The 20,845-nt window shown below is 37.4% G+C and carries 18 protein-coding genes; 5 read left to right on the top strand and 13 right to left on the bottom strand.

Annotated elements, in window-relative coordinates; all coding sequences use genetic code 11:
• The first annotated feature begins 70 nt into the window (after positions 1-70).
• Together ACG59Z_RS01525 and ACG59Z_RS01520 are read left to right on the top strand one after the other, a co-directional pair.
• Positions 71-1,417, top strand: coding sequence for a PQQ-dependent sugar dehydrogenase (locus ACG59Z_RS01525; protein WP_400197613.1), 1,347 nt, complete (start codon positions 71-73; stop codon positions 1,415-1,417).
• Between the two features lie 193 nt (positions 1,418-1,610).
• Complete coding sequence (locus ACG59Z_RS01520; protein WP_022575474.1) at positions 1,611-2,762, top strand: sterol desaturase family protein; 1,152 nt, start codon at positions 1,611-1,613, stop codon at positions 2,760-2,762.
• Between the two features lie 40 nt (positions 2,763-2,802).
• On the opposite strand, the gene ACG59Z_RS01515 is transcribed toward ACG59Z_RS01520, so the two are convergent.
• Positions 2,803-4,005: an MFS transporter gene (locus ACG59Z_RS01515; protein WP_400197610.1), complete on the bottom strand. Its 1,203-nt coding sequence runs from the start codon at positions 4,003-4,005 to the stop codon at positions 2,803-2,805.
• A 137-nt stretch (positions 4,006-4,142) separates the two neighbouring features.
• Here ACG59Z_RS01515 and ACG59Z_RS01510 point away from each other — a divergent pair, with 137 nt between their 5' ends.
• Together ACG59Z_RS01510 and ACG59Z_RS01505 are read left to right on the top strand one after the other, a co-directional pair.
• Positions 4,143-4,703: a TetR/AcrR family transcriptional regulator C-terminal ligand-binding domain-containing protein gene (locus ACG59Z_RS01510; RefSeq protein ID WP_343568218.1), complete on the top strand. Its 561-nt coding sequence runs from the start codon at positions 4,143-4,145 to the stop codon at positions 4,701-4,703.
• A 481-nt stretch (positions 4,704-5,184) separates the two neighbouring features.
• Positions 5,185-6,483: a dicarboxylate/amino acid:cation symporter gene (locus ACG59Z_RS01505; RefSeq protein ID WP_019458359.1), complete on the top strand. Its 1,299-nt coding sequence runs from the start codon at positions 5,185-5,187 to the stop codon at positions 6,481-6,483.
• A gap of 241 nt (positions 6,484-6,724) precedes the next feature.
• On the opposite strand, the gene ACG59Z_RS01500 is transcribed toward ACG59Z_RS01505, so the two are convergent.
• The 11 genes from ACG59Z_RS01500 to ACG59Z_RS01450 form a co-directional block, all read right to left on the bottom strand.
• Complete coding sequence (locus ACG59Z_RS01500; protein WP_000758190.1) at positions 6,725-6,928, bottom strand: hypothetical protein; 204 nt, start codon at positions 6,926-6,928, stop codon at positions 6,725-6,727.
• 359 nt (positions 6,929-7,287) lie between these two features.
• Positions 7,288-8,019 (bottom strand): hydroxyacylglutathione hydrolase, encoded by a 732-nt coding sequence (gloB, locus tag ACG59Z_RS01495; protein WP_068933226.1) that lies wholly within the window; start codon positions 8,017-8,019, stop codon positions 7,288-7,290.
• Between the two features lie 146 nt (positions 8,020-8,165).
• A complete protein-coding gene (locus ACG59Z_RS01490) occupies positions 8,166-8,861 on the bottom strand; it encodes a methionine ABC transporter permease (RefSeq protein ID WP_022575478.1) in 696 nt (231 codons plus the stop codon).
• Positions 8,858-9,883, bottom strand: a complete 1,026-nt coding sequence (locus ACG59Z_RS01485) for a methionine ABC transporter ATP-binding protein (RefSeq protein ID WP_004708029.1) — start codon at positions 9,881-9,883, stop codon at positions 8,858-8,860. Before ACG59Z_RS01485 ends, ACG59Z_RS01490 begins: the two co-directional genes overlap by 4 nt.
• Before the next feature lie 75 nt (positions 9,884-9,958).
• A complete protein-coding gene (locus ACG59Z_RS01480; RefSeq protein ID WP_004708030.1) occupies positions 9,959-10,831 on the bottom strand; it encodes a MetQ/NlpA family ABC transporter substrate-binding protein in 873 nt (290 codons plus the stop codon).
• Positions 10,832-11,303: 472 nt separating this feature from the next.
• Entirely contained in the window at positions 11,304-12,590 is a 1,287-nt protein-coding gene (purD, locus tag ACG59Z_RS01475; RefSeq protein WP_400197605.1) for a phosphoribosylamine--glycine ligase, read from the bottom strand.
• Between the two features lie 125 nt (positions 12,591-12,715).
• Positions 12,716-14,290, bottom strand: a complete 1,575-nt coding sequence (purH, locus tag ACG59Z_RS01470) for a bifunctional phosphoribosylaminoimidazolecarboxamide formyltransferase/IMP cyclohydrolase (RefSeq protein ID WP_400197603.1) — start codon at positions 14,288-14,290, stop codon at positions 12,716-12,718.
• An 88-nt stretch (positions 14,291-14,378) separates the two neighbouring features.
• Complete coding sequence (gene fis, locus ACG59Z_RS01465) at positions 14,379-14,648, bottom strand: DNA-binding transcriptional regulator Fis (RefSeq protein ID WP_001086304.1); 270 nt, start codon at positions 14,646-14,648, stop codon at positions 14,379-14,381.
• Positions 14,649-15,024: 376 nt separating this feature from the next.
• On the bottom strand, positions 15,025-15,867 hold the full coding sequence (locus ACG59Z_RS01460) for a zinc-ribbon and DUF3426 domain-containing protein (protein WP_400197601.1): 843 nt from the start codon (positions 15,865-15,867) through the stop codon (positions 15,025-15,027).
• A gap of 13 nt (positions 15,868-15,880) precedes the next feature.
• Positions 15,881-16,786 carry a 50S ribosomal protein L11 methyltransferase gene (gene prmA, locus ACG59Z_RS01455; protein WP_343568217.1) on the bottom strand — a complete coding sequence of 302 codons (906 nt, stop codon included), beginning with the start codon at positions 16,784-16,786 and terminating at the stop codon, positions 15,881-15,883.
• A gap of 155 nt (positions 16,787-16,941) precedes the next feature.
• Entirely contained in the window at positions 16,942-17,226 is a 285-nt protein-coding gene (locus ACG59Z_RS01450; RefSeq protein WP_396519465.1) for a hypothetical protein, read from the bottom strand.
• Between the two features lie 232 nt (positions 17,227-17,458).
• Between ACG59Z_RS01450 and mnmG the strand changes: the two genes are divergently transcribed.
• The gene (gene mnmG / locus ACG59Z_RS01445) at positions 17,459-19,339 is read left to right on the top strand and encodes a tRNA uridine-5-carboxymethylaminomethyl(34) synthesis enzyme MnmG (protein ID WP_200027568.1); all 1,881 of its coding nucleotides are present in this window, start codon (positions 17,459-17,461) and stop codon (positions 19,337-19,339) included.
• 382 nt (positions 19,340-19,721) lie between these two features.
• Here mnmG and ACG59Z_RS01440 read toward each other — a convergent pair whose 3' ends face one another.
• Positions 19,722-20,729, bottom strand: coding sequence for a YafY family protein (locus ACG59Z_RS01440; RefSeq protein ID WP_200027567.1), 1,008 nt, complete (start codon positions 20,727-20,729; stop codon positions 19,722-19,724).
• Positions 20,730-20,845: the final 116 nt, after the last annotated feature.

The following is a 20,845-nucleotide window of genomic DNA, read 5'->3' as shown; positions in this document are numbered from 1 at the left end:
AAACTATAAGTCTCTCTCCTAAAGCATTACCCTGTGCATATTGCGAAAAAATAAGAAATGGAGATGAAAGATGCTTACACGTTTTTTACTGCCGATTTTAGGCACAACCGTTGTAGTTCTAGTTACTGGGTGTACTTCATCCTCTCAATATCCGATTGCCGAGAGTTATGGCCCGGAACCAAAATTACCTGAACCTAAATCAAGCCTATTACCGACAGTGAATATAGCCCCAGCAGAAGGCTGGCCGAGTGGTGTTATGCCAACTCCGGCAGAAGGTTTAAAGGTAAAAGCATTTGCTAAAGGACTTGAACATCCACGTTGGCTCTATGTACTACCAAATGGTGATGTATTGGTCGCTGAAACAGATGCTCCGCCTAAACCGGAAGACAGTAAAGGGATTAAAGGTAAAATCATGACGTTTGTGATGAGACGGGCAGGCTCATCTCATCCGAGTGCTAACCGTATTACTTTACTTCGTGACACTAATGGAGACGGAGTTGCCGATCAGAAAACGGTATTTCTTCAAAATTTAAACTCACCATTTGGTATGGCGCTAGTCGGTAATAATTTATATGTTGCCAATACGGATGCACTTGTGCGTTTCCCTTATCAGGAAGGCGAGACAAGAATTACTGCGAGTGGCACTAAAGTATTGGATTTACCTGGTGGCCCTTTAAACCACCATTGGACCAAAAATGTTATTGCTAATCGTGATGGGACAAAGCTGTACATTACCGTCGGTTCCAATAGTAATGTTGGCGAAAATGGTCTAGATCAAGAAAAAGGCCGTGCACAAATTATGGAGTTTGATATCGCAAGCGGGCAGTCACGTTCATTTGCAACTGGACTGCGTAATCCAAATGGTATGGCGTGGCAACCTCAAAGCGGTAAACTTTGGACGGTGGTTAATGAGCGCGATGAAATTGGTAGTGACCTAGTACCCGATTATATGACCTCAGTTCAAGATGGAGCTTTTTACGGCTGGCCTTATAGCTACTATGGTCAACATGTAGATGTGCGAGTTAAACCACAAAATCCAGAAATGGTCGCTCGTGCAATTAAACCTGACTATGCATTAGGCAACCATACGGCTTCTTTAGGTCTTGCGTTTTATGCAGCCGAATTGATGCCGCAATTTAGAGGTGGGGCATTTGTCGGGCAGCATGGTTCTTGGAACCGTAAGCCGCACAGTGGTTATAAAGTCATTTTTGTACCATTTAGAAGTGGTCAGCCCTCAGGTCCACCGCAAGATATTTTAACTGGATTCCTCAGTGATAAAGGGAAGGCTTATGGACGCCCAGTGGGGGTAGCAATTGATTTTTCAGGAGCTGTGTTAGTCGCAGATGATGTTGGTAATACGATTTGGCGTGTCTCACCAGTTGCTGAAACAACCTATGAGAGTCCATATAAAAAATAAATAGCCTATTTCCACGTTCTGAAATAGATAAATATTTATAATAACTAACCAATTGATCTTGTTTTTGGATTGATTGGTTAGTTTTATTTATATATCTATTTTTAGTCTGAGCTAAATAAGGTTCTTTTTACAATTAATAATTAAATTTTGTTAGCATGCGCGGCATAGAGAATAAGAACTGTTGATATGAATTATGACCGATCAATTAAGAGCAAGATTTGAAAATTTAGAGCTTAATGCAGGTTTAGGAAAAATTAGTGCTTTTATATCCATGGCATTAAGCTTACTTTGCTTATTTGGAGCTTTATGTTTTTTGTTTCCCAGTGTGCTGACAACTCCTGAGTTACGTCCACTTTATGCAAAGCACTATAGTCTTTTTTATTATGGCCTCATTACAGGCATAATCATTAGCGCAGGTTTTGGAGCATTTAGTGCAATCATCCGACAAAATCGATATGGTTTTTATGGTTTATGCTTTGCACTCATCGCAGCAGTCTTAGGCTGTGGTGTTATTCATGCTCCAGTCATTCCAAGCGTACCATTTTATGCAGGTATTGATTATTTTGTACTTACCCTAGTCATCTTGGCTTTTATTTTCATACCGCTTGAAGGATTTTTTGCTAAAAACCCTGAACAAAAGATCTTAAGAGTGGGCTGGGTGACCGATATGAAATATTTCATGGTCAGCCATATTGGCATTCAACTATTTAGCTTCTTAACGGTTATGCCAATTCAGTATTGGATTACGCATTTACCTGATAACCCAATTGTGCCGTATGTTCAAGCTCAGCCAATTTGGCTGCAATTCATTGAATTGCTCATTGTGGTTGATTTTACGGTGTATTGGTTACATCGAGCCATGCATGAAGTTAACTTTTTATGGCGTTTTCATGCGATTCATCATTCGACTGAATATATGGATTGGTTAGCATCTTCCCGTTTACACGTTGTTGAAGTTTTAATGACTCGCTTTATTGCTACCCTACCAATTTTCCTTTTAGGGTTTCATACTTCTGCTGTTTTTGCCTATTTAATCTTTATTTCATTTCACGCTATTTTTATTCATTCCAATGTACGTTTTCGATTTCCATATTTACGTTGGTTTATCGCAACACCGGAATTCCACCATTGGCATCATTCCTCTGAAAAACCTGCGATTGATAAAAATTACGCTGCTTTTATTCCACTTTATGATGTTATTTTTAAAACCGTATATATGCCAAATCACTTGGCGAGCGTGTATGGTACGGTAGGGTATAAAATTCCAAATAGTTTTATAAAACAGTTTACTTGGCCATTTAAAAAGTATGTAAAACGTTTTTTAAAACGCTGGCGTGACCAGTAAATATTAAAAAAAAGCCTCAGTTCGAGGCTTTTTTATATAGTTATTTATTTTTAAAATTTTTAAAAATCATGAAAAGGGCAACAAGTGATAGTAAGACAATAAAACAGATGTAGCTATTTGCTGTATGCATCAGTCCAATCTTACCCACAAAATAGCCAGCTAAAATTGCAGGAATACTAAAAGCCAAATAACTTTCAACGAAAAATGCTGCCATAAGTCCAGCACGTTCTTCTGGAAGAGCCAGCGGCATTACACTACGAATGGCTCCCATAAAAGCCGTACCAAAACCAACGCCAGTAATAATAGAACCTAAAAATAAAACTACAGCATTGGTTAGGTTAATGGCGATGAATAAGACAATGGCACCAATAGCAATCGAGAGCGTACCGGTTAATAAAATACGAAAATTTGTCGACTTTCTAAGCGTTAATATACCTGCCGCACCGGAAAGGGCGAGCGCCATAAACATAATACCGTTTAGCCATGCTGATGAAGTATGGAAAATTTTTGCCAGCAAAGATGGCATGAGTGACAAGAAGAAACCACTGACCATCCAAAGTGCAATATTAATTGGGCTAATACTTAATAACGCGCTTTTCGTTTGCGCAGGAATAGCCATCGCGGGTTTTAAAGAAGCAAGCGCACCAGCTCTTTTTTGTGCAGTCTCTGGGGTAAGAAAACTTAAAATGAGTTCACAAATAAGAAGAAAACATAAGAATTCAAAAACAAGCTGTAAGGGGTGAGCGGAGAGCTGCAAAATAGAACAAGTCAGAAAAATCCCAACAGCCATACCTATCATTGGTGCAATACTATTAATCAGTGAGCCATGGAGCTTACTAAAATCTAAAATGGCTGCTCCTATAGCTGAAACAGCAAGCCCTGTTGCGATTCCTTGTAAACCTCGAGCGATAAATAACATCGAAACATCTGAAGCAAATAAGAAGAAGCTCATTGAAATAATTTGCAGAGAAATGGCAGCAATAATGACTGGTCGACGTCCAATATAGTCAGACAAAGAACCAATAATCAGTAATGATCCCAGCAGCGTAAAAGCATAAGTTGCAAAAATTAAAGTTAATGTAACTGGTGAAAATTGCCATATCTGTTGGTATAGGCGGTAGAGCGGTGTTGGTGCACTAGATGCAGCCATAAATGTCATAAGCGTAATTGTGTTGAGTGTCAAAGCGCTTGCAGCATCTAATTGAAAAACAGCTCTCGACCGTTTTGAACTTGAATTGTTCATAGAACATGAATAACATAAAAGCGAATATTTAGCTTTTATACATTATTTTGACACTAAAGCAAATCCTTAGCTTTAGTGTATTTTGTATATAGATATAAATATTTATAAATTTTTTGATCCCTTTGCAGAGTTTATAAATGGCAAAAATTGTTACTGGATTACGCCCTGGTGGTCGCAGCGAGAGAATACAAACTGCGGTACATAATGCTGTAAAAGAATTACAAAACGATTTCGAGCAAAGCCACATTACAATTCCAATGATTGCAGTACAAGCAGGGGTAACGCCTTCAACCATTTACCGTCGATGGGGAGATATCAACCAGCTATTTTCAGATGTAGCTTTAAATGAACTCAAACCAGATATGGAACCCAAAGATTTGGGTTCATTTGAACGAGATATCACAGCATGGGTTGAACAATATTTTGAAGAATATGCTTCCGAAGTTGGGCAAGATTTATTACGAGACGTACTCTATACGTCAAATTCGGATTCTAATAATGCGCGTAAATGTGAAACCTTGATTATTCAACAACTCGACATTATTCAAAATCGAGCAAAATTACGTAATGAGTTCACTATACCGAACCAAGAAATAATCGAGACTGTAATCGCACCTATGCTATTTCGGATTTTATTTACCAATCAGGAATTAAGCCTAGATTACGTACATGGTCTGTTAAAACGCCTGTTTGTTTAAAGTAATAGGCGTAACTTCCTATTTTTTAGCTAAAAAATAGCTTATTTAAATAGCTCACCAAATAGATTTCTGTTTTTATTAGATAACTATATATCAATATTTCTTATTATTTAAAAAATAAATTCTCATAATTTAAAATAAACATGAAATTGGTTTGATCATTTATTTTTAAAATGGTGATTTTGTTAAATTAAAAACAAAAGATAAAAGCTCATAAAGAGATGGTTAATAGAATTAATTAAATAACAAACATGTGGTTAGGTGTATTTTTAAAGTTTTTTTCTAAATTTTAATTTTAAAGAATGCAGAAAAAGATAGACTTTATATACAAAAATATACATGGTTTTTAAATTTTACATTTTCTAAATTTATAACACAGGGTATTTTTTATTCTTTACAATGGCTTCACTTCCTTTAAAGCAGCTTGTGGTGCACGCTTTATATTTTATTTTTTTATCCCCATCGAACAGGTATTTAGATAATGGATTTCAATACCCTTGACCAAGAAACCGTACAGAAAAAACAGAAATTTCACCAAATTTTGTATGTACAGGTCATCTTTGCAATTATTTTAGGCGTTTTAATTGGTCATTTTTACCCTGAACTTGGACAGAGCTTAAAACCGCTCGGTGATGCATTCATCAAAATCGTTAAAATGATTATTGCTCCCGTAATCTTTTTGACTGTGGTTACTGGTATTGCCAGCATGACAAACATGAGTCGGGTTGGACGCGTGACTGGTAAAGCAATGCTGTATTTCATTACTTTCTCAAGTCTTGCACTTGTGGTTGGTATGATTGTGGCAAACATCATTCAACCGGGTAAAGGTCTAAACATTGACCCAGCAACCTTAGTCAGCGATAAGGTAAATACTTACGTTGAGAAGGCTCATGCCACCAATATTACTGATTTCTTCATGAATATTATCCCGCAAACACTGGTAAGTCCGCTTGCTGGTGGTGAAATTTTGCAGGTTCTATTTGTGGCAGTACTATTTGGTATTTCTTTAGCTGCTTTAGGCGATCGTGCACGTCCAATCACTGATTTCCTAAATAACTTAACGGCACCGGTTTTCTACTTGGTTGGCATGTTAATGAAACTTGCGCCAATTGGTGCTTTTGGAGCTATGGCATTTACTATTGGTGCTTATGGAATCGAATCAATCGGTAATTTATTACTATTGATTATGACTTTCTATATCACGGCTGTACTGTTCGTATTAATCATTTTAGGTGCTGTAGCGCGTTACAATGGCTTTTCAATTATTGCTTTAATTCGCTATATCAAAGATGAACTCTGGTTGGTTTTAGGTACAAGTTCATCTGAAGCAGCTTTACCATCTTTAATGGATAAAATGCAAAAAGCGGGATGTGAAAAATCTGTAGTGGGCTTAGTTATTCCTACAGGTTATTCATTTAACCTTGATGGTACTAACATTTATATGACTATGGCTGCTTTATTTATTGCACAAGCATGTAATGTGGACTTATCCATTAGTGAACAACTTGCCTTGCTTTTAGTGGCAATGGTGAGTTCAAAAGGTGCAGCAGGGGTAACAGGTGCAGGCTTTATTACACTCGCTGCTACTTTGTCAGTTGTCCCATCTGTACCTGTGGCAGGTATGGCGCTCATTTTAGGTATTGACCGCTTTATGTCTGAGTGTCGTGCATTAACTAACTTAATTGGTAATGCATGCGCAACAATTGTTGTTGCTCGTTGGGACAAAGCTCTGGACAAGGATGTTCTAGATAAAGCATTAGGTAAATCTAAAACGAATTAATTATTTAAAATTCTAATTCGAAATAAAAAACCTGTAGCAATTGGCAATTTGGGAGAGGCGCCATGCTACAGGTTTTATTTTATCTAGTCGAAAATTTAATTTAAAAAAACTATCTTGTATGTAAATGCTTAATTATGGAAGGCCAATATAAAATTTTCACAAACTCTCATATAGATCTACTTTGAAAGCAGAACTTTTAAGTTGCCTATACTGAAAATAGTATATGCAAAACAGCTCAAGCTTACGCTTTTAAGTGATCCTCAAACTCTTCACCTAATTGCATCGCTAAAGCGTTACCAGCCAAATCACACGTGACTAAGCCATACTCTTTTTTAAAACTGAAGGTGAAACCTTTTCCATCGGCCAAGTTTTTAACCGAATACCCTAATTTTTCTAACCAAATACGGAACGCAATTAAATTTTTAGCTTTAACAACCTTTTTCACGTGAGAACTCCTTCTTCTATCCGTGTCTTACACCTTATTTATTAATAGGGATTTACCTAGATTTTTTAAAGGGGGAAAACTTTGTTTTATTTTGCAACTTGTAAAAAAAGTAAAAGAGATAAAGTAATCTTCTTCATTTTATAAATTTATTCAGTTTTTATGTAATCAATTTTTGTACTAATAAAATGTAAGTATTTAATTTTTATGGTTATTTAAAAATAAAAAGATTAGGACAAAATTTAATCAAAACAAGTTAATTTAAAATCAATAAATGTAAAAAATAATTTCATGAAACATGCTTTATTCAAAAAGATACAGTTCTTAAAATGAAACTGTATCTTTCTATAGAGCCCATAAATTTAGAAATTATCTTTTAAACTACGTAAATGAGCGAACTCATCTACACTTTCAGCACGTAAAAATGGATTAGTTGCCAATTCAAGTTCAATACTACTTGGTAGGGTAATTTTACCTTCCGTGCGAAGCTTACGAACTTGTTCTGCACGTTCTTGTAAGGCATGATTTTCAGGTTCTACGCTTAAAGCAAACTCAGCATTAGAAAGTGTATATTCATGCGTGCAATAGACTTTGGTTGTGGTTGGAAGGGCTGCAAGACGATTTAATGAATGATACATTTGCTCTGCCGTACCTTCAAATAGTCGGCCACACCCCATTGCAAACAAAGTATCGCCACAAAAGAGGGCATTAAGTTCCTCAATAAAATACACAATATGCCCTAAGGTATGACCTGGTGTTGCAATAATCTCTGCCTTTAAATCATTAAATTTTAGATGGTCATCATGTTGAAGGGGATGAGTAATACCGGGAATTTTACTTAATTCATCTCTTGGACCATATACAGTCAGAGTAGAGTTAGCCGTTAAATCTGCAACGCCACCGATATGATCTTTATGCCAATGCGTAAGCCAAATTTGCTTTAAGGTTAAATGATGGTCATTGCAAAATTGAGTGACTAACTCAGCTTCTGTTGGATCAACTGCAACGGCTTCATGAGTTTCAGTATCTTCTAAAATCCAGATATAGTTTTGTAGGGCATTTTGCACATCAATAAAATGAATTCTATAACGCATTGTTTTATCCTGAAACCAAATCCAAAGAGTAACCACTAATTTTGATGATAACAGAAAATGGCATTAAGCCATGTACTCAACTTTTTAATAACAGGAGACTATAAAAACAAAAAGCCCCCGTTTAGGGAGCTTTCTATATAAATGACTTAGCGTATCTTAGAGAGCCAGTTACCTAAAGTCTGTACAATCTGTACCAAAAGCAAGAGGATAATCACTGTTAAAATCACAACGCTTGTATCAAAACGTTGATAGCCATAAGAAATGGCTAAGTCACCAATACCACCAGCACCAACTGCACCAGCCATAGCGGTCGCACCAATAAGGCTAATCGTAGCAGTCGTCAAGTTCAAAATAAGAGAACTACGAGCTTCAGGTAAAATAAAGCGTGAAATAATCTGCCAAGGTGTTGCACCCATTGCTTGAGCAGATTCGATAATTCCTTCATTTACTTCAAGTAGGGAAGTTTCAATAAGTCGGCCCATATATGGTCCAACATAAATCGTTAAAGGAACGATTGCCGCCCATGTACCAATCGAAGTACCTACCAAGAACTTTGTAAGTGGAATAACTGCAATAAGTAAAATAATAAATGGTAGAGAACGCAATGCATTTACAATTGGGTTAAGCAAATGATAAATGAATCTGTTTGGTAAGATCCCTTCTGGGCGAGTTACAAGCAGAATAATGCCTTGGATGAAGCCCCAAATACCACCAAATATAAGCGCAAAGAACACCATATTAAAGGTTTCTTGTAAGGCAGTTACAAACTGGTCCATAGAAAGGGAACTGTGCCAGAAAGGCTGAGTAAGTTCAGTTAACCATTGTACGATTAAATCTCTCATACTTGATCTCCTGATTGAACGACGCTCACTTCATTTTTCTCTAAAAACTCAATCGCTTGACTGATCAACTGCGGGTCACCTAAAAGCTGTACAAACATTTGACCAATCACTGTGCCATTAATTTCAGTCATATTGGCAAATAAGATATTTAAACTAATATCATATTGTTTAATAAGTGACTGAATCACAGGTTCTTGAGCCGAACGTCCTAAGAATTGTAGGCAATAAATGCTGTGGTGATGTTGATTTTCTAATTGATTTAGAATGTTAACTGGCAACTGTTGATGTAAAACAGTTTGTATAAAGTTTTTAGTTGTTGGATGCTGAGGATTACTAAAAATATCAATAGTTGAGCCTTGCTCAATCACTTTGCCAGCTTCCATAACTGCAACATGGTCACAAATAGATTCAATGACATCCATTTCATGAGTAACCATAACAATTGTGATTTTCTGTTCTTGATTGATTTTCTTTAAAAGCTCTAGAACGGATTGTGTAGTTTGTGGATCTAGTGCAGATGTGGCTTCATCGCATAATAAAATTTTAGGATGATTTGCCAAAGCACGAGCAATACCAACACGTTGCTTTTGACCGCCAGAGAGTTCATCTGGATAGGCATCTTTTTTATGCTTAAGATCAATAAACTCTAATAATTCGTTTAAACGCTTTTCACGTTCTGCTTTTTTATAATTTAGCAGACGCATTGGCATTTCGATATTTTCAGCAACTGTTTTGGTTTGAAGCAAATTGAAATGCTGAAAAATCATACCAATATTTGCACGCTCCTGACGTAATGAACGTGCATCTAAAGCAGTGAAGTCCTTTTGATTAATAATAATCTGACCTTCATTTGGTCGTTCGAGTAAATTAATCAGGCGAATTAAAGTACTTTTACCTGCACCACTATAGCCAATAATGCCGAAAATACTGCCCTCTGGAATCTCTAAATTGATTTGATCGAGTGCGCGTATGGTTTGGCTTTTGAGCTGATAGTGCTTTGAAATGTTTTTAAATTGAATCATATCGTCAGAAACTATGCTTGAAAGAAAAAACAGGCAAAGATAATTTGCCTGTTTCACGTTTGGGCTATTATATTACTATTTAGCTTCTGAGAGATAGCTGATTGGTTTGTCTACGTCAACTTTTGTTCCACCAAAGTGTTCTTCAATGTATTTTTTAACAGCTGCAGTGTGGTAAAGCTTACCAACTTTTTGCAAGACAGGATCATTTTTACGTGATTCAGCAGTTGCTAGAACGTTTACACTAATTTTTGAGATTTGATCAATAGGTTCATAGAACATAGAATCTTTGAGTACGTTTAAACCTCCCTCGAGTGCTATGGTATTATTTAATACAACTGCATCAAATTCATTTTTAAGACGTAATGCAGTTTCCATTTTGATTGGTTTGATGTTGATCTTTTTGGGATTTTCGATAACATCAATTGGACTGCCCTGAACAGGATTATAGTCAGCTTTAAGCTTGATTAAGCCAGCAGTTTGTAACAAGAGTAGCGCACGAGATTCGCTGGCAGCATCATCCGGGATTGAAATAATTGCACCTTCAGGAAGTTCTTCAATTTTTTTGTATTTACTTGAATAAATCCCCATTGGCTCAATATAAGTGGTAGAAACCGCTGCAATCTTATCCGGGTTTGAATTATTAAATACAGTAAGATAAGAATAAGCTTGGAATGCGTTCAAATCTACTTCTTTATTTGCAACTGCTGTATTCATTGAAACGGAGTCTGAGAAGTTTTTTACTTCTAACTTCAGTCCAGCAGCTTGGGTTTCAGGTAAAGATGCGATATAACGCCAAATGTCAGCATCTGAACCTGTAGAGGCAATTACTACCTTTTGTACTTTGGAACTATCATTGTTTTGTTCGGCTTGTTGAGCATTTTCTTGTTTGCTACATGCTGTCAATAATACTACTGACATGCTTAAAAAAAGGCTGATCAGCTTTTTCATTTAAAAAAGTCCTGATTAAGATATAGAACAATAACGATTGATCTATATCAATATGAAAAGAGAGGAGTTGGAATTACAACTAGTCTAAACTCTGTGATCTTTTTCTGGGGTTCCATAATTTGCTTGCATATTTTGGCTATAACAGAGGGTAATTGTTTAATAAACAAAAACTGTTTCCCCAAACAGTTCATCCCCAACAGTAGCCAAACGAGCATTCATAAATTTAGAATATTAAAAAACTCTCTACAGGCATAATTTGTAGAGCAAGTCTTTATGGAAATTATTAAAACAGCAGTGTCTGATGACAGTTACAACTATGTACTAATGATAGCAATAAAAATGTAGTTGATATAGAGGGCTTTTTTCTATTTGTTGATATCTTAATAAATCTTATAAAAATTTATATCATTTTCTTTTATTGGTGTACAAAATAAAAAAGCTCCCTAAATAGGAAGCTTTTTTTTGCTAACTTTTATTCAGCTTTTTCACGTGCAATCGCGCGGTAACCGATGTCACTACGGTATTGCATACCTGTGAAAGTTACTTGGCCGCATACTTCTAAAGCATTAATTTGTGCTTCAAGAACGCTGTCACCTAAAGCAGTTACGCAGAGTACACGTCCACCAGAAGTCACAATGTGACCATCTTCACGAGTTGCAGTACCTGCATGGAAGATTTTAGTATCTTCAGGTGATTGGCCGATACCAGAAATCACATCGCCTTTACGTACGCTATCTGGGTATCCTTCTGCTGCAAGTACAACACCGATTGACTTACGCTCATCCCACTCAGCTTCTTTTGGTAAATTACCTGCAATACCTGCTTCAACCAAATCAACAAGAGATGACTTTAAGCGCATCATGATTGGTTGAGTTTCAGGGTCACCAAAACGGCAGTTAAATTCAATTACGCGTGGTTGACCTTGTTCATCAATCATTAAACCAGCATATAAGAATCCAGTGTAAACATGTCCGTCAGCAGCCATACCATCAACAGTTGGACGCATAATTTCAGTCATTACACGTTCAAAAACATCTGGAGTTACAACTGGAGCAGGAGAGTAAGCACCCATACCACCAGTGTTTGGACCCTGATCACCTTCAAAAATACGTTTGTGATCTTGTGAAGTTGCCATTGGTAAAATATTTTTACCATCAATCATACAAATGAAAGAAGCTTCTTCACCAGCAAGGAACTGTTCAATTACAACACGTGAACCAGCATCACCAAATTTGTTACCTGCAAGCATGTCATCAATCGCTGCAAAAGCTTCTTCGTTGGTCATTGCAACGATTACACCCTTACCAGCAGCAAGGCCGTCAGCTTTAATAACGATTGGTGCACCATTTTTTTCAACATAAGCTTTAGCTGCATCAACTTCAGTAAATACATCGTAAAAAGCAGTTGGAATGTTATGGCGTTTTAAAAAGTGCTTAGCAAATGCTTTTGAGCCTTCAAGTTGTGCTGCATATTGAGTCGGTCCCCAAATTTTTACACCAGCTTCACGTGCAGCATCTACTACACCATTTACTAATGGTGCTTCTGGACCAACAACAACGAGTTCAACATTATTTTCTTTAGCAAAAGCAATAATTGCCGGGTTGTCTAAAATATCGAGCTGAACGTTAACGCATTTTGCTTCAGTTGCAGTTCCAGCATTACCAGGTGCAACAAAAACTTGAGTAACTTTGGTATCTTGCGCGATTTTCCATGCTAAAGCATGCTCACGACCACCACTACCTAAAACTAAAATATTCATTTTTAATTTGTTCCTTAACTTTAATCCTTTTTCATCCCCCTCTATTTCTCGAAGTGGAGAGATAGTTCCATTATTGTGGAAAACCCTCCTGAATAAAAGGAGGGTTAGGGAGGACTAAATTTAAATTAGTGGCGGAAATGGCGCATACCAGTGAAGACCATTGCAATACCAGCTTCATCAGCTGCTGCAATGACTTCTTCATCACGCATAGAACCACCTGGTTGAATAATGCATTTAATGCCAGCTTTAGCCGCATTATCAATACCGTCACGGAACGGGAAGAATGCATCAGATGCCATAACAGCGCCTTCAACAACCAAACCAGCATGTTCTGCTTTAATTGCAGCAATACGCGCTGAGTTAACACGGCTCATTTGACCCGCGCCTACACCAATAGTTTGACGGTTTTTTGCATAAACAATAGCGTTTGATTTTACATATTTCGCAACTTTCCACGCGAAAATAAGGTCATCAATTTCTTGTTCAGTCGGTGCACGTTTAGTAACTACTTTAAGATCATCTTTAGTGATCATGCCCAAGTCTTGGTCTTGAACAAGTAAGCCACCGTTAACGCGTTTATAGTCAAGTTGTGGAGCGCGTGCATCAATTGCAGGTAATTCGCCACATACTAAAACACGAACATTTTTCTTCGCACCAGTTACTTCAAGTACGCCATCAGCAATGCTTGGAGCAATAATAACTTCAACGAATTGACGATCAACAATTGCTTGAGCAGTTGCAACATCTAACTCGCGGTTAAATGCAATAATGCCACCGAAAGCAGATTCTGGATCTGTTGCATAAGCTAAATCATAAGCAGCTTTAATGCCATCTAAAGAAACCGCGACACCACAAGGGTTAGCATGTTTTACGATTACACAAGCTGGTTTAGCAAATGATTTAACACATTCAAGTGCAGCATCTGTGTCAGCAATATTGTTATAAGACAATTCTTTGCCTTGTAATTGTTTTGCTGTAGAAACAGAAGCTTCTTTTGCGTTTGCTTCAACATAGAAAGCAGCAGATTGGTGTGGGTTTTCACCGTAACGTAAATCTTGTGCTTTGTTTAATTGAGTGTTGAACGTACGAGGGAATAAATCAGCTTCACCTTCGGTCTTACCAACGCGAGCGCCTAAGTAAGAAGCGATCATGCCATCATATTGAGCTGTATGTTCAAATGCTTTAACAGCTAAATCGAAGCGTGTTTCATAAGAAAGTGAACCAGCAGCTTTTAATTCGTTAATCACTGTATCGTAATCTGAAGCATTAACAACAATACCCACAGAAGCGTGGTTTTTAGCAGCAGCACGCACCATTGTTGGACCGCCGATGTCGATATTTTCGATAGCATCAGCAAGTGAACAGTTCGGTTTAGCAACTGTAGCTGCAAATGGATAAAGGTTGACTACAACTAGATCGATTGGATCAATGTTGTGTTCTTGCATAACTGCTTCGTCTAGACCACGACGAGCTAAAATGCCGCCATGAATTTTTGGATGTAGTGTTTTTACACGGCCATCCATCATTTCTGGGAAACCAGTATGTTCAGATACTTCAATTACAGCAATGTTATTATCTTTAAGCAACTTATATGTGCCGCCTGTAGATAATAATTCTACCCCTAAAGCTGCAAGGTTTTGAGCAAATTCGACAATTCCTGTTTTGTCTGATACAGAAATCAAAGCACGTTTAATAGTCATGATGTTCAAGTCAACAATTTCAAGTCTACGGATTAAAACCAATTAGAAGCATAAAAAAATGCCCACGACGTCGTGAGCATTTTATCATTTATTCACTCATTAAACCGTGAGCTTTTAACTTTTTGCGTAAAGTGCCGCGGTTTAGTCCAAGAATTTCTGCGGCACGTGTTTGGTTGCCACGAGTATATTCAAGAACTACAGATAAAAGAGGTTTCTCCATTTCTGCTAGCACCATGTCATATACCTGAGATGGTTGCTCACCTTGCAATTGTGCAAAATAATGACGAACTGCGCGATCCACGTGGATGCGAAGAGCAACATCAGATTGTGCAGTAAAAATAGGAGATTTGCTATTCATGCGAGTTAATCCGAAAATCAAATACTAGCTTGGGTAAAGTAGTATATAAATGTGGTCTAAAAATACGGAGTCCTGTTTTAGATCCTAAAACAGTGACTCTAAAACATAAGAACAATTAGCTTGCCATAATTCTTCGTATTGAGTAAAAAATAAGCGTAACAATAGTTAAATATTTGTTACAGCCCCCTCAAAAACAAAAAAAGTTAGGCTATGTGCTTAATGTAGAAAAGCACACATGCTTAACAGTATATTTTTTGAATTGAGAGCGAGGAGTATATGAGTCAAAGCTTTCGTGGCGCGTATCATACCATTGTCTAGGAAAAAGTGAGCAAATTAACTGCATTTTTTTTTAATTTTTTTTCACTTTTTTTACAATTTAGGGGTGGACAATTTCTAATCGATAATTTACTAGGCTTTTTTTGCTTTTATTTAAATCAAATTGAAATCTAAAAGGTGTATTGGTAGGGATGCGTTGAATGCCACGTAAATTTTCAACCAAATATTCCTGCGGTTGAAAAATGATTTCTTCTTGCTCGTCTTCTTTACCAAAGCTGAGTTTTAGATTAGGTAACTCAATACTTTTATTATTTTGATTGATTAGAACGCCAGAAAATTGGGTATGTTCTGTATCAACTCTACGTAGTTTTACCTTTTCTATATAAAGAAGTTGATATTGTTCAGCTGACTTACTGCAATGCAATATTTGACAGACATAATTAAATGCATGACTAATAGCAGGGCTCTGCTGCATGAGTTTTGGGTTGAACCAGAGAATCTGAAAAGTAAAAACCAAAATCAGTATCAGATTCGCAGAACTCCAAAGCGTATAGTACAACCAGCTATGCTTTTTACCATTATCTTGTTCAGGTGAAGTTGCTTGTTCAGCTAAGTTGAGGTTGGGGAGCGCATTGATTGGCTCGTTATGGAAGTAATTTAAATTATTTAAATACGTCAAAAGATCAATATTAGAATTTTCAACTTTTTGATCAAAGATATCTAACACATGTGAATGAGTCATATATCGTGTTTGAATCGAGCCGTCAGCTAAAACAGATGAGTTTGTTGCTTCTGGATGTTCAACATTAACTAAGTTGGTTAGAGCATTAAAATTTAAATTACATTTAGGGCAACAAACCATGCCCTGAGCAACAGTTAACTGGGTCAGAGAAACTTTATAAACTGTTAAACATTTAGGGCAGCGGGTTTGTTTTTCATTCATGAGTTAAATAGTCTCAATTTATTGTTTTGCGTTTTCCGGATATGCGACACCAGTTTTCTTCGCGCTTTTCGACGTCTAATATATCAAAAAATTCAGAATAAACACCTGAAACATCAGCTACTTGCTCTTCAATTACACCAGCAAGTGCGAACTCACCATCAGATTTAAGTAATTTTGCAAACTCTGGCGCAAGTGCCATTAAGGGTCCCGCTAAAATATTTGCTACCAAAACGTCTGCTTGTTGAGGTTTGAATTCTTGATCAAACTCTTCAGGAAGGCCAACATATAGGCGATCTAATACCCCATTAAGTTCAGCATTTTGTTTTGTTGCTAAAACTGCTTGTGGGTCGATATCTGTCGCAAATACTTTTTTAGCGCCTAATAATAAAGCTGCAACACCTAAAATGCCTGAACCACAGCCATAATCAATCACGATCTTATCTTTTACATCGGTTTTACCTAACCATTGTAAGCATAAGAATGTACTTGCATGGTTGCCTGTACCAAAAGCAAGGCCTGGATCAAGTTTAATATTGGTCGCATCAGCTTCTGGTGGTTCTAACCATTCTGGCACAATCCAGAATTTTTCCCCAATTTGAATCGGTTCATAATAATCCATCCATGCGCGTTCCCAAACTTGGTCTTCAAGTTCTTCATGACGCATAGGTACATTTGGAAGCTGAGCTTTTAAGAAAGCTTCTAAAGTGTCAACATCAATTGGGTCTTGTTCGTCTTGTTGATAGATACCTGTAACAATGACTTTATTCCATAAAGGTGTTTCACCTGGTAATGGTTCAAGTAGAGCCTGATCTTCGGCATCATCCAGAGTTACGCTTACCGCACCTAGAGACATTAATAGTGTTTCTGTGAATTCAACTTGTTCTTGATCAACGGTAATGTGTATTTGTAACCACTTCACGAAAAGGACCTAAAATTTTATTTAAAGGCATATTGTAGCTGACTAGGAGGCTTTAAAAAAGAAAACGGCCCATCTTTAATGGACCGCTTTTGAAAATGATGATCTGGTATAGAAGAAAACAAAGTGATTTCTTTATACCTTAAGTCAAAACTATATTAAGGAGCAGGGGCTTTAAATTGTAATTTGCCATTTTCATTTGGTTGGCAAGTACCATTAAAGGTTACCCCATTATGGCTGTAAGACACCCATTCGCCCTGACGTTTTTTAGCACAAGCTCTCAGTTCTTTTTGCGTTACTGATGTACCTGACTCTGTAGCATGCTTAGTTGTTTTAGCAGTATGAGTCGATTTAGCCGTATGATTAGTCGCAGCGTGGGTCAACGTTACGCCTGAAAAGCAAAGGAGAGATGCGGTTAAGATTTTTAACATGGTACTTTTCATTTTGTGTTCCTTCTAGTTGCGTTAGTTTTAAAGTCATAGAAGTGCTGTACAATTTTTATTCTAAAATGAAATATTTGAAAAAACATTCACTTTGTATTGAATTCATGCAACAAAATGTCAAAACATGTGGTGTAGCGTAAATCATGTGATGACAATTTTGTAATTATGTACATCAATAAGCAGATAATTTTGCTATAATGTTCCGTCTTTTTTTTCTGGTGTTTTTGTACTCATGCACTATCCTAAAGTTTATGATGTTATCGTTATCGGTGGCGGTCACGCAGGTACGGAAGCGGCACTTGCTGCGGCGCGTATGGGACGACAGACTTTGCTTTTGACCCATAACATTGAGACTTTGGGTCAGATGAGCTGTAACCCAGCAATTGGTGGTATTGGTAAATCACACTTAGTTCGTGAAATTGATGCACTTGGCGGCGCAATGGCTTTGGCTGCCGATAAAGGTGGTATTCAATTCCGTATTTTAAACTCGCGTAAGGGTGCGGCAGTACGTGCAACGCGTGCTCAGGCTGACCGTGTTCGCTATAAAGCTGCGATTCGTGAGACTTTGGAAAACCAAGCGAATCTTGATATTTTCCAACAAGCGGCCGATGACCTGATTGTTGAAGGTGATACTGTTAAGGGTGTTGTTACCCAAATGGGTATTCGCTTTGATGCAAAAACTGTTGTGTTGACTACAGGTACATTCTTGGGTGGTGTTATTCACGTTGGTTTAGAAAAATCAAGTGGTGGTCGTGCAGGAGATCCTCCTTCTATTGCTCTTGCTCAACGTCTGCGTGAATTAAAACTACCAGTAGGTCGTTTAAAAACAGGTACTCCACCGCGTATTGATGCCCGTTCAGTTGATTTCTCTGTTATGACACCACAACCAGGTGACTTCCCGTCTCCAGTGATGTCATTTATGGGGGATGCTTCAATGCACCCTGAACAAGTGAACTGCTATATCACTCATACCAATGAAAAAACGCATGACATTATTCGTGGCGGTTTAGACCGTTCACCAATGTATACCGGTGTCATTGAAGGTGTAGGTCCACGTTACTGCCCTTCAATTGAAGACAAGATTCATCGTTTCTCTGATAAAGACTCACATCAGGTATTTTTAGAGCCTGAAGGCCTAGATACACATGAGCTTTATCCAAATGGTATTTCGACTTCATTACCATTTGATGTTCAGTTTGAGCTTGTACGTTCAATTCGTGGTATGGAAAATGCTCATATCTTACGTCCGGGTTATGCAATCGAATATGACTATTTCAATCCACAAGCATTGAAATTTACCCTAGAAACCAAAGCAATTAACGGTTTGTATTTTGCTGGGCAAATTAATGGTACTACCGGTTATGAAGAAGCAGGTGCCCAAGGTTTACTTGCAGGTTTAAATGCTGCGCGTCGTGCATGGGAACAAGAAGAATGGACACCTAAACGTGACCAAGCTTATATGGGCGTATTGGTTGATGACTTGATTACTTTAGGTACGAAAGAGCCATACCGTATGTTCACTTCACGTGCAGAATATCGTTTGATGTTACGTGAAGATAATGCCGATCAACGTTTAACAACTATTGGCCGTGAGCTTGGTTTGGTTGATGATGTTCGTTGGGCTGCTTATTGTGAAAAAATGGAAGCAGTTGAGCGTGAAACATCACGTCTACAGCATTTGTGGGCAGCGCCTAATAACCCAATGGGTAAAAAGTTTGTCGAAATGACTGGTGCTGACCTGAGTAAAGAATGTAGTGCGATTGATTTGCTCAAACGTCCTAATATTAATTTTGCTCAAATTGCAGAACTTACGGGTTCAGAAGTTTCAGAACAAGTTGGTGAGCAAATCGAGATTGCTGTTAAATACGAAGGTTATATCAACCGTCAGCATGAAGATGTAGCTCAATTAAAGCGTCTTGAAGAAACCAAAATTCCTGCCGATTTTGATTATGATGTCGTTTCTGGTTTATCTCGTGAAATTACTCAGAAGTTAAAAACTGTTCGTCCTGAAACATTAGCTCAAGCGAGCCGTATTCCTGGTGTTACTCCAGCCGCTGTTCAGCTAGTAATGATCACGATTCGTAAAAATAACATGATGAAAAAAACAGCTTAATCATTTAAGTATATAAAAAAGCCCAGTTAAGACTGGGCTTTTTATTTTTTGATCAGAAAATATATTAAAACTTCCTAAGGAAGAAAATAGATTTCACTTCCTTTTTTTCTTATTTCACATGTTTAAAAGCGAAGGTTATATTGAATTCACGTTCAAACAAGAGGGCTTTAAACATGACAATGAAATCAATTCGCTACAATGGATATGATTTGGCATGCCAATGCTCATGTTCAATATAGCGCAGAAGAAGCAGATCAGTTTTGATGGGGGAGAACATATTGATCTGAAAATAAATAAAAGTATAAATGCCAATATAAAATTAAGAAAATTACAATTCAAAATCTAAAGAGAACCATATGGTTCTCTTTTTTATATCTACTGATTATTTGCTCTCAGTTTCGATTTCTCGTACAGCATTGTGTACTTGAACTGGTTCAATATGAAGCAGCTTTTTACCGAAACTTCGTAACCACCAGACTAATTGAGAGGTAAATGGAACAGTTGCCGTAACTTCGACAATGTTTTCTTCAATTGGAGTAATGGTCTGGTCTTTACTTAACTGACTTTCATAAAAAGTTTTGGCAGTTTGTTCGGTCATGGTTAAGGTGAGTTGAATGGACTCCGTAGGTTGGTTGTAATCTACTCTAAAGCCTAAAGCACCCGAGTCAATATAATGGTCAATATCAAAATTAACAGGGTGGAGCGCACGGCTTTCTAAAACCTTAGCGGATTTGAATCTGTGTAGAGCAAAGGTTTGTACTTCAGTTTTGTCGTGTCGGGTACAAATTAAGTAAATAACAGCACCTTTTTGGACCAACGCGAGTGGATTTAAAATATAAGTTTTATCTTCGCCTTGATTTACTCGGGCCTGATAAACACATTCAATTTGTTTGTCTTGTAATAAACCTTCATAAATTGCCTGTTGAGCAGCACGGTCGACTACAGGTGGAATGAGTGGTTGGCTTGCTGGCACAATTCGCACACGATTAATCCATTGCCTTACATTATTTTGTGTAGAAAGACTGCGTTTTGCTAAATCAAACCAAGGTCCCATCTCATCAAGTAGGCTTGGTGGGAGCAAATGTTTAAGATGTTCTTCAACCATCATAAAGGTTACTGCTTGAGAGCTTGTCATATGCGGTAAGCTTTGAATTGGTGCATCTGATTGCCAACGCCAGCCTTGAGGCACAGCTTTGTTACTTTCAATTGGAAAACGCTGAGCAATTTGATTTAAATCACGCTGAATTGTCCTTAAACTGATTTCAATACCTTCACGCTCAAGCATTTCTTGCAATTCTCGAGTCCCGATCCATTTACCGGTAGGAAGGCGAGATAGAATCTGCCACTGGCGATATAAACTATTTGAAGTTTCTTTTTCTATTACAGACATAAGCGTAATACATCTATATCCAATTGCTTTGGTGTCAACACAATAAAAAAACTTTACACATTTAGCAAGTTTGTCAGATTCGGTTTATAGCTACTTTTACAATCAATGCTAAAATT

The organism is Acinetobacter sp. ABJ_C1_1, assembly GCF_044684115.1.
Classification (GTDB): Bacteria; Pseudomonadota; Gammaproteobacteria; order Pseudomonadales; family Moraxellaceae; genus Acinetobacter; species Acinetobacter nosocomialis_A.
Note: the sequence above shows the minus strand (reverse complement) of the source record. Positions and strands in the feature narration are given on the sequence as shown.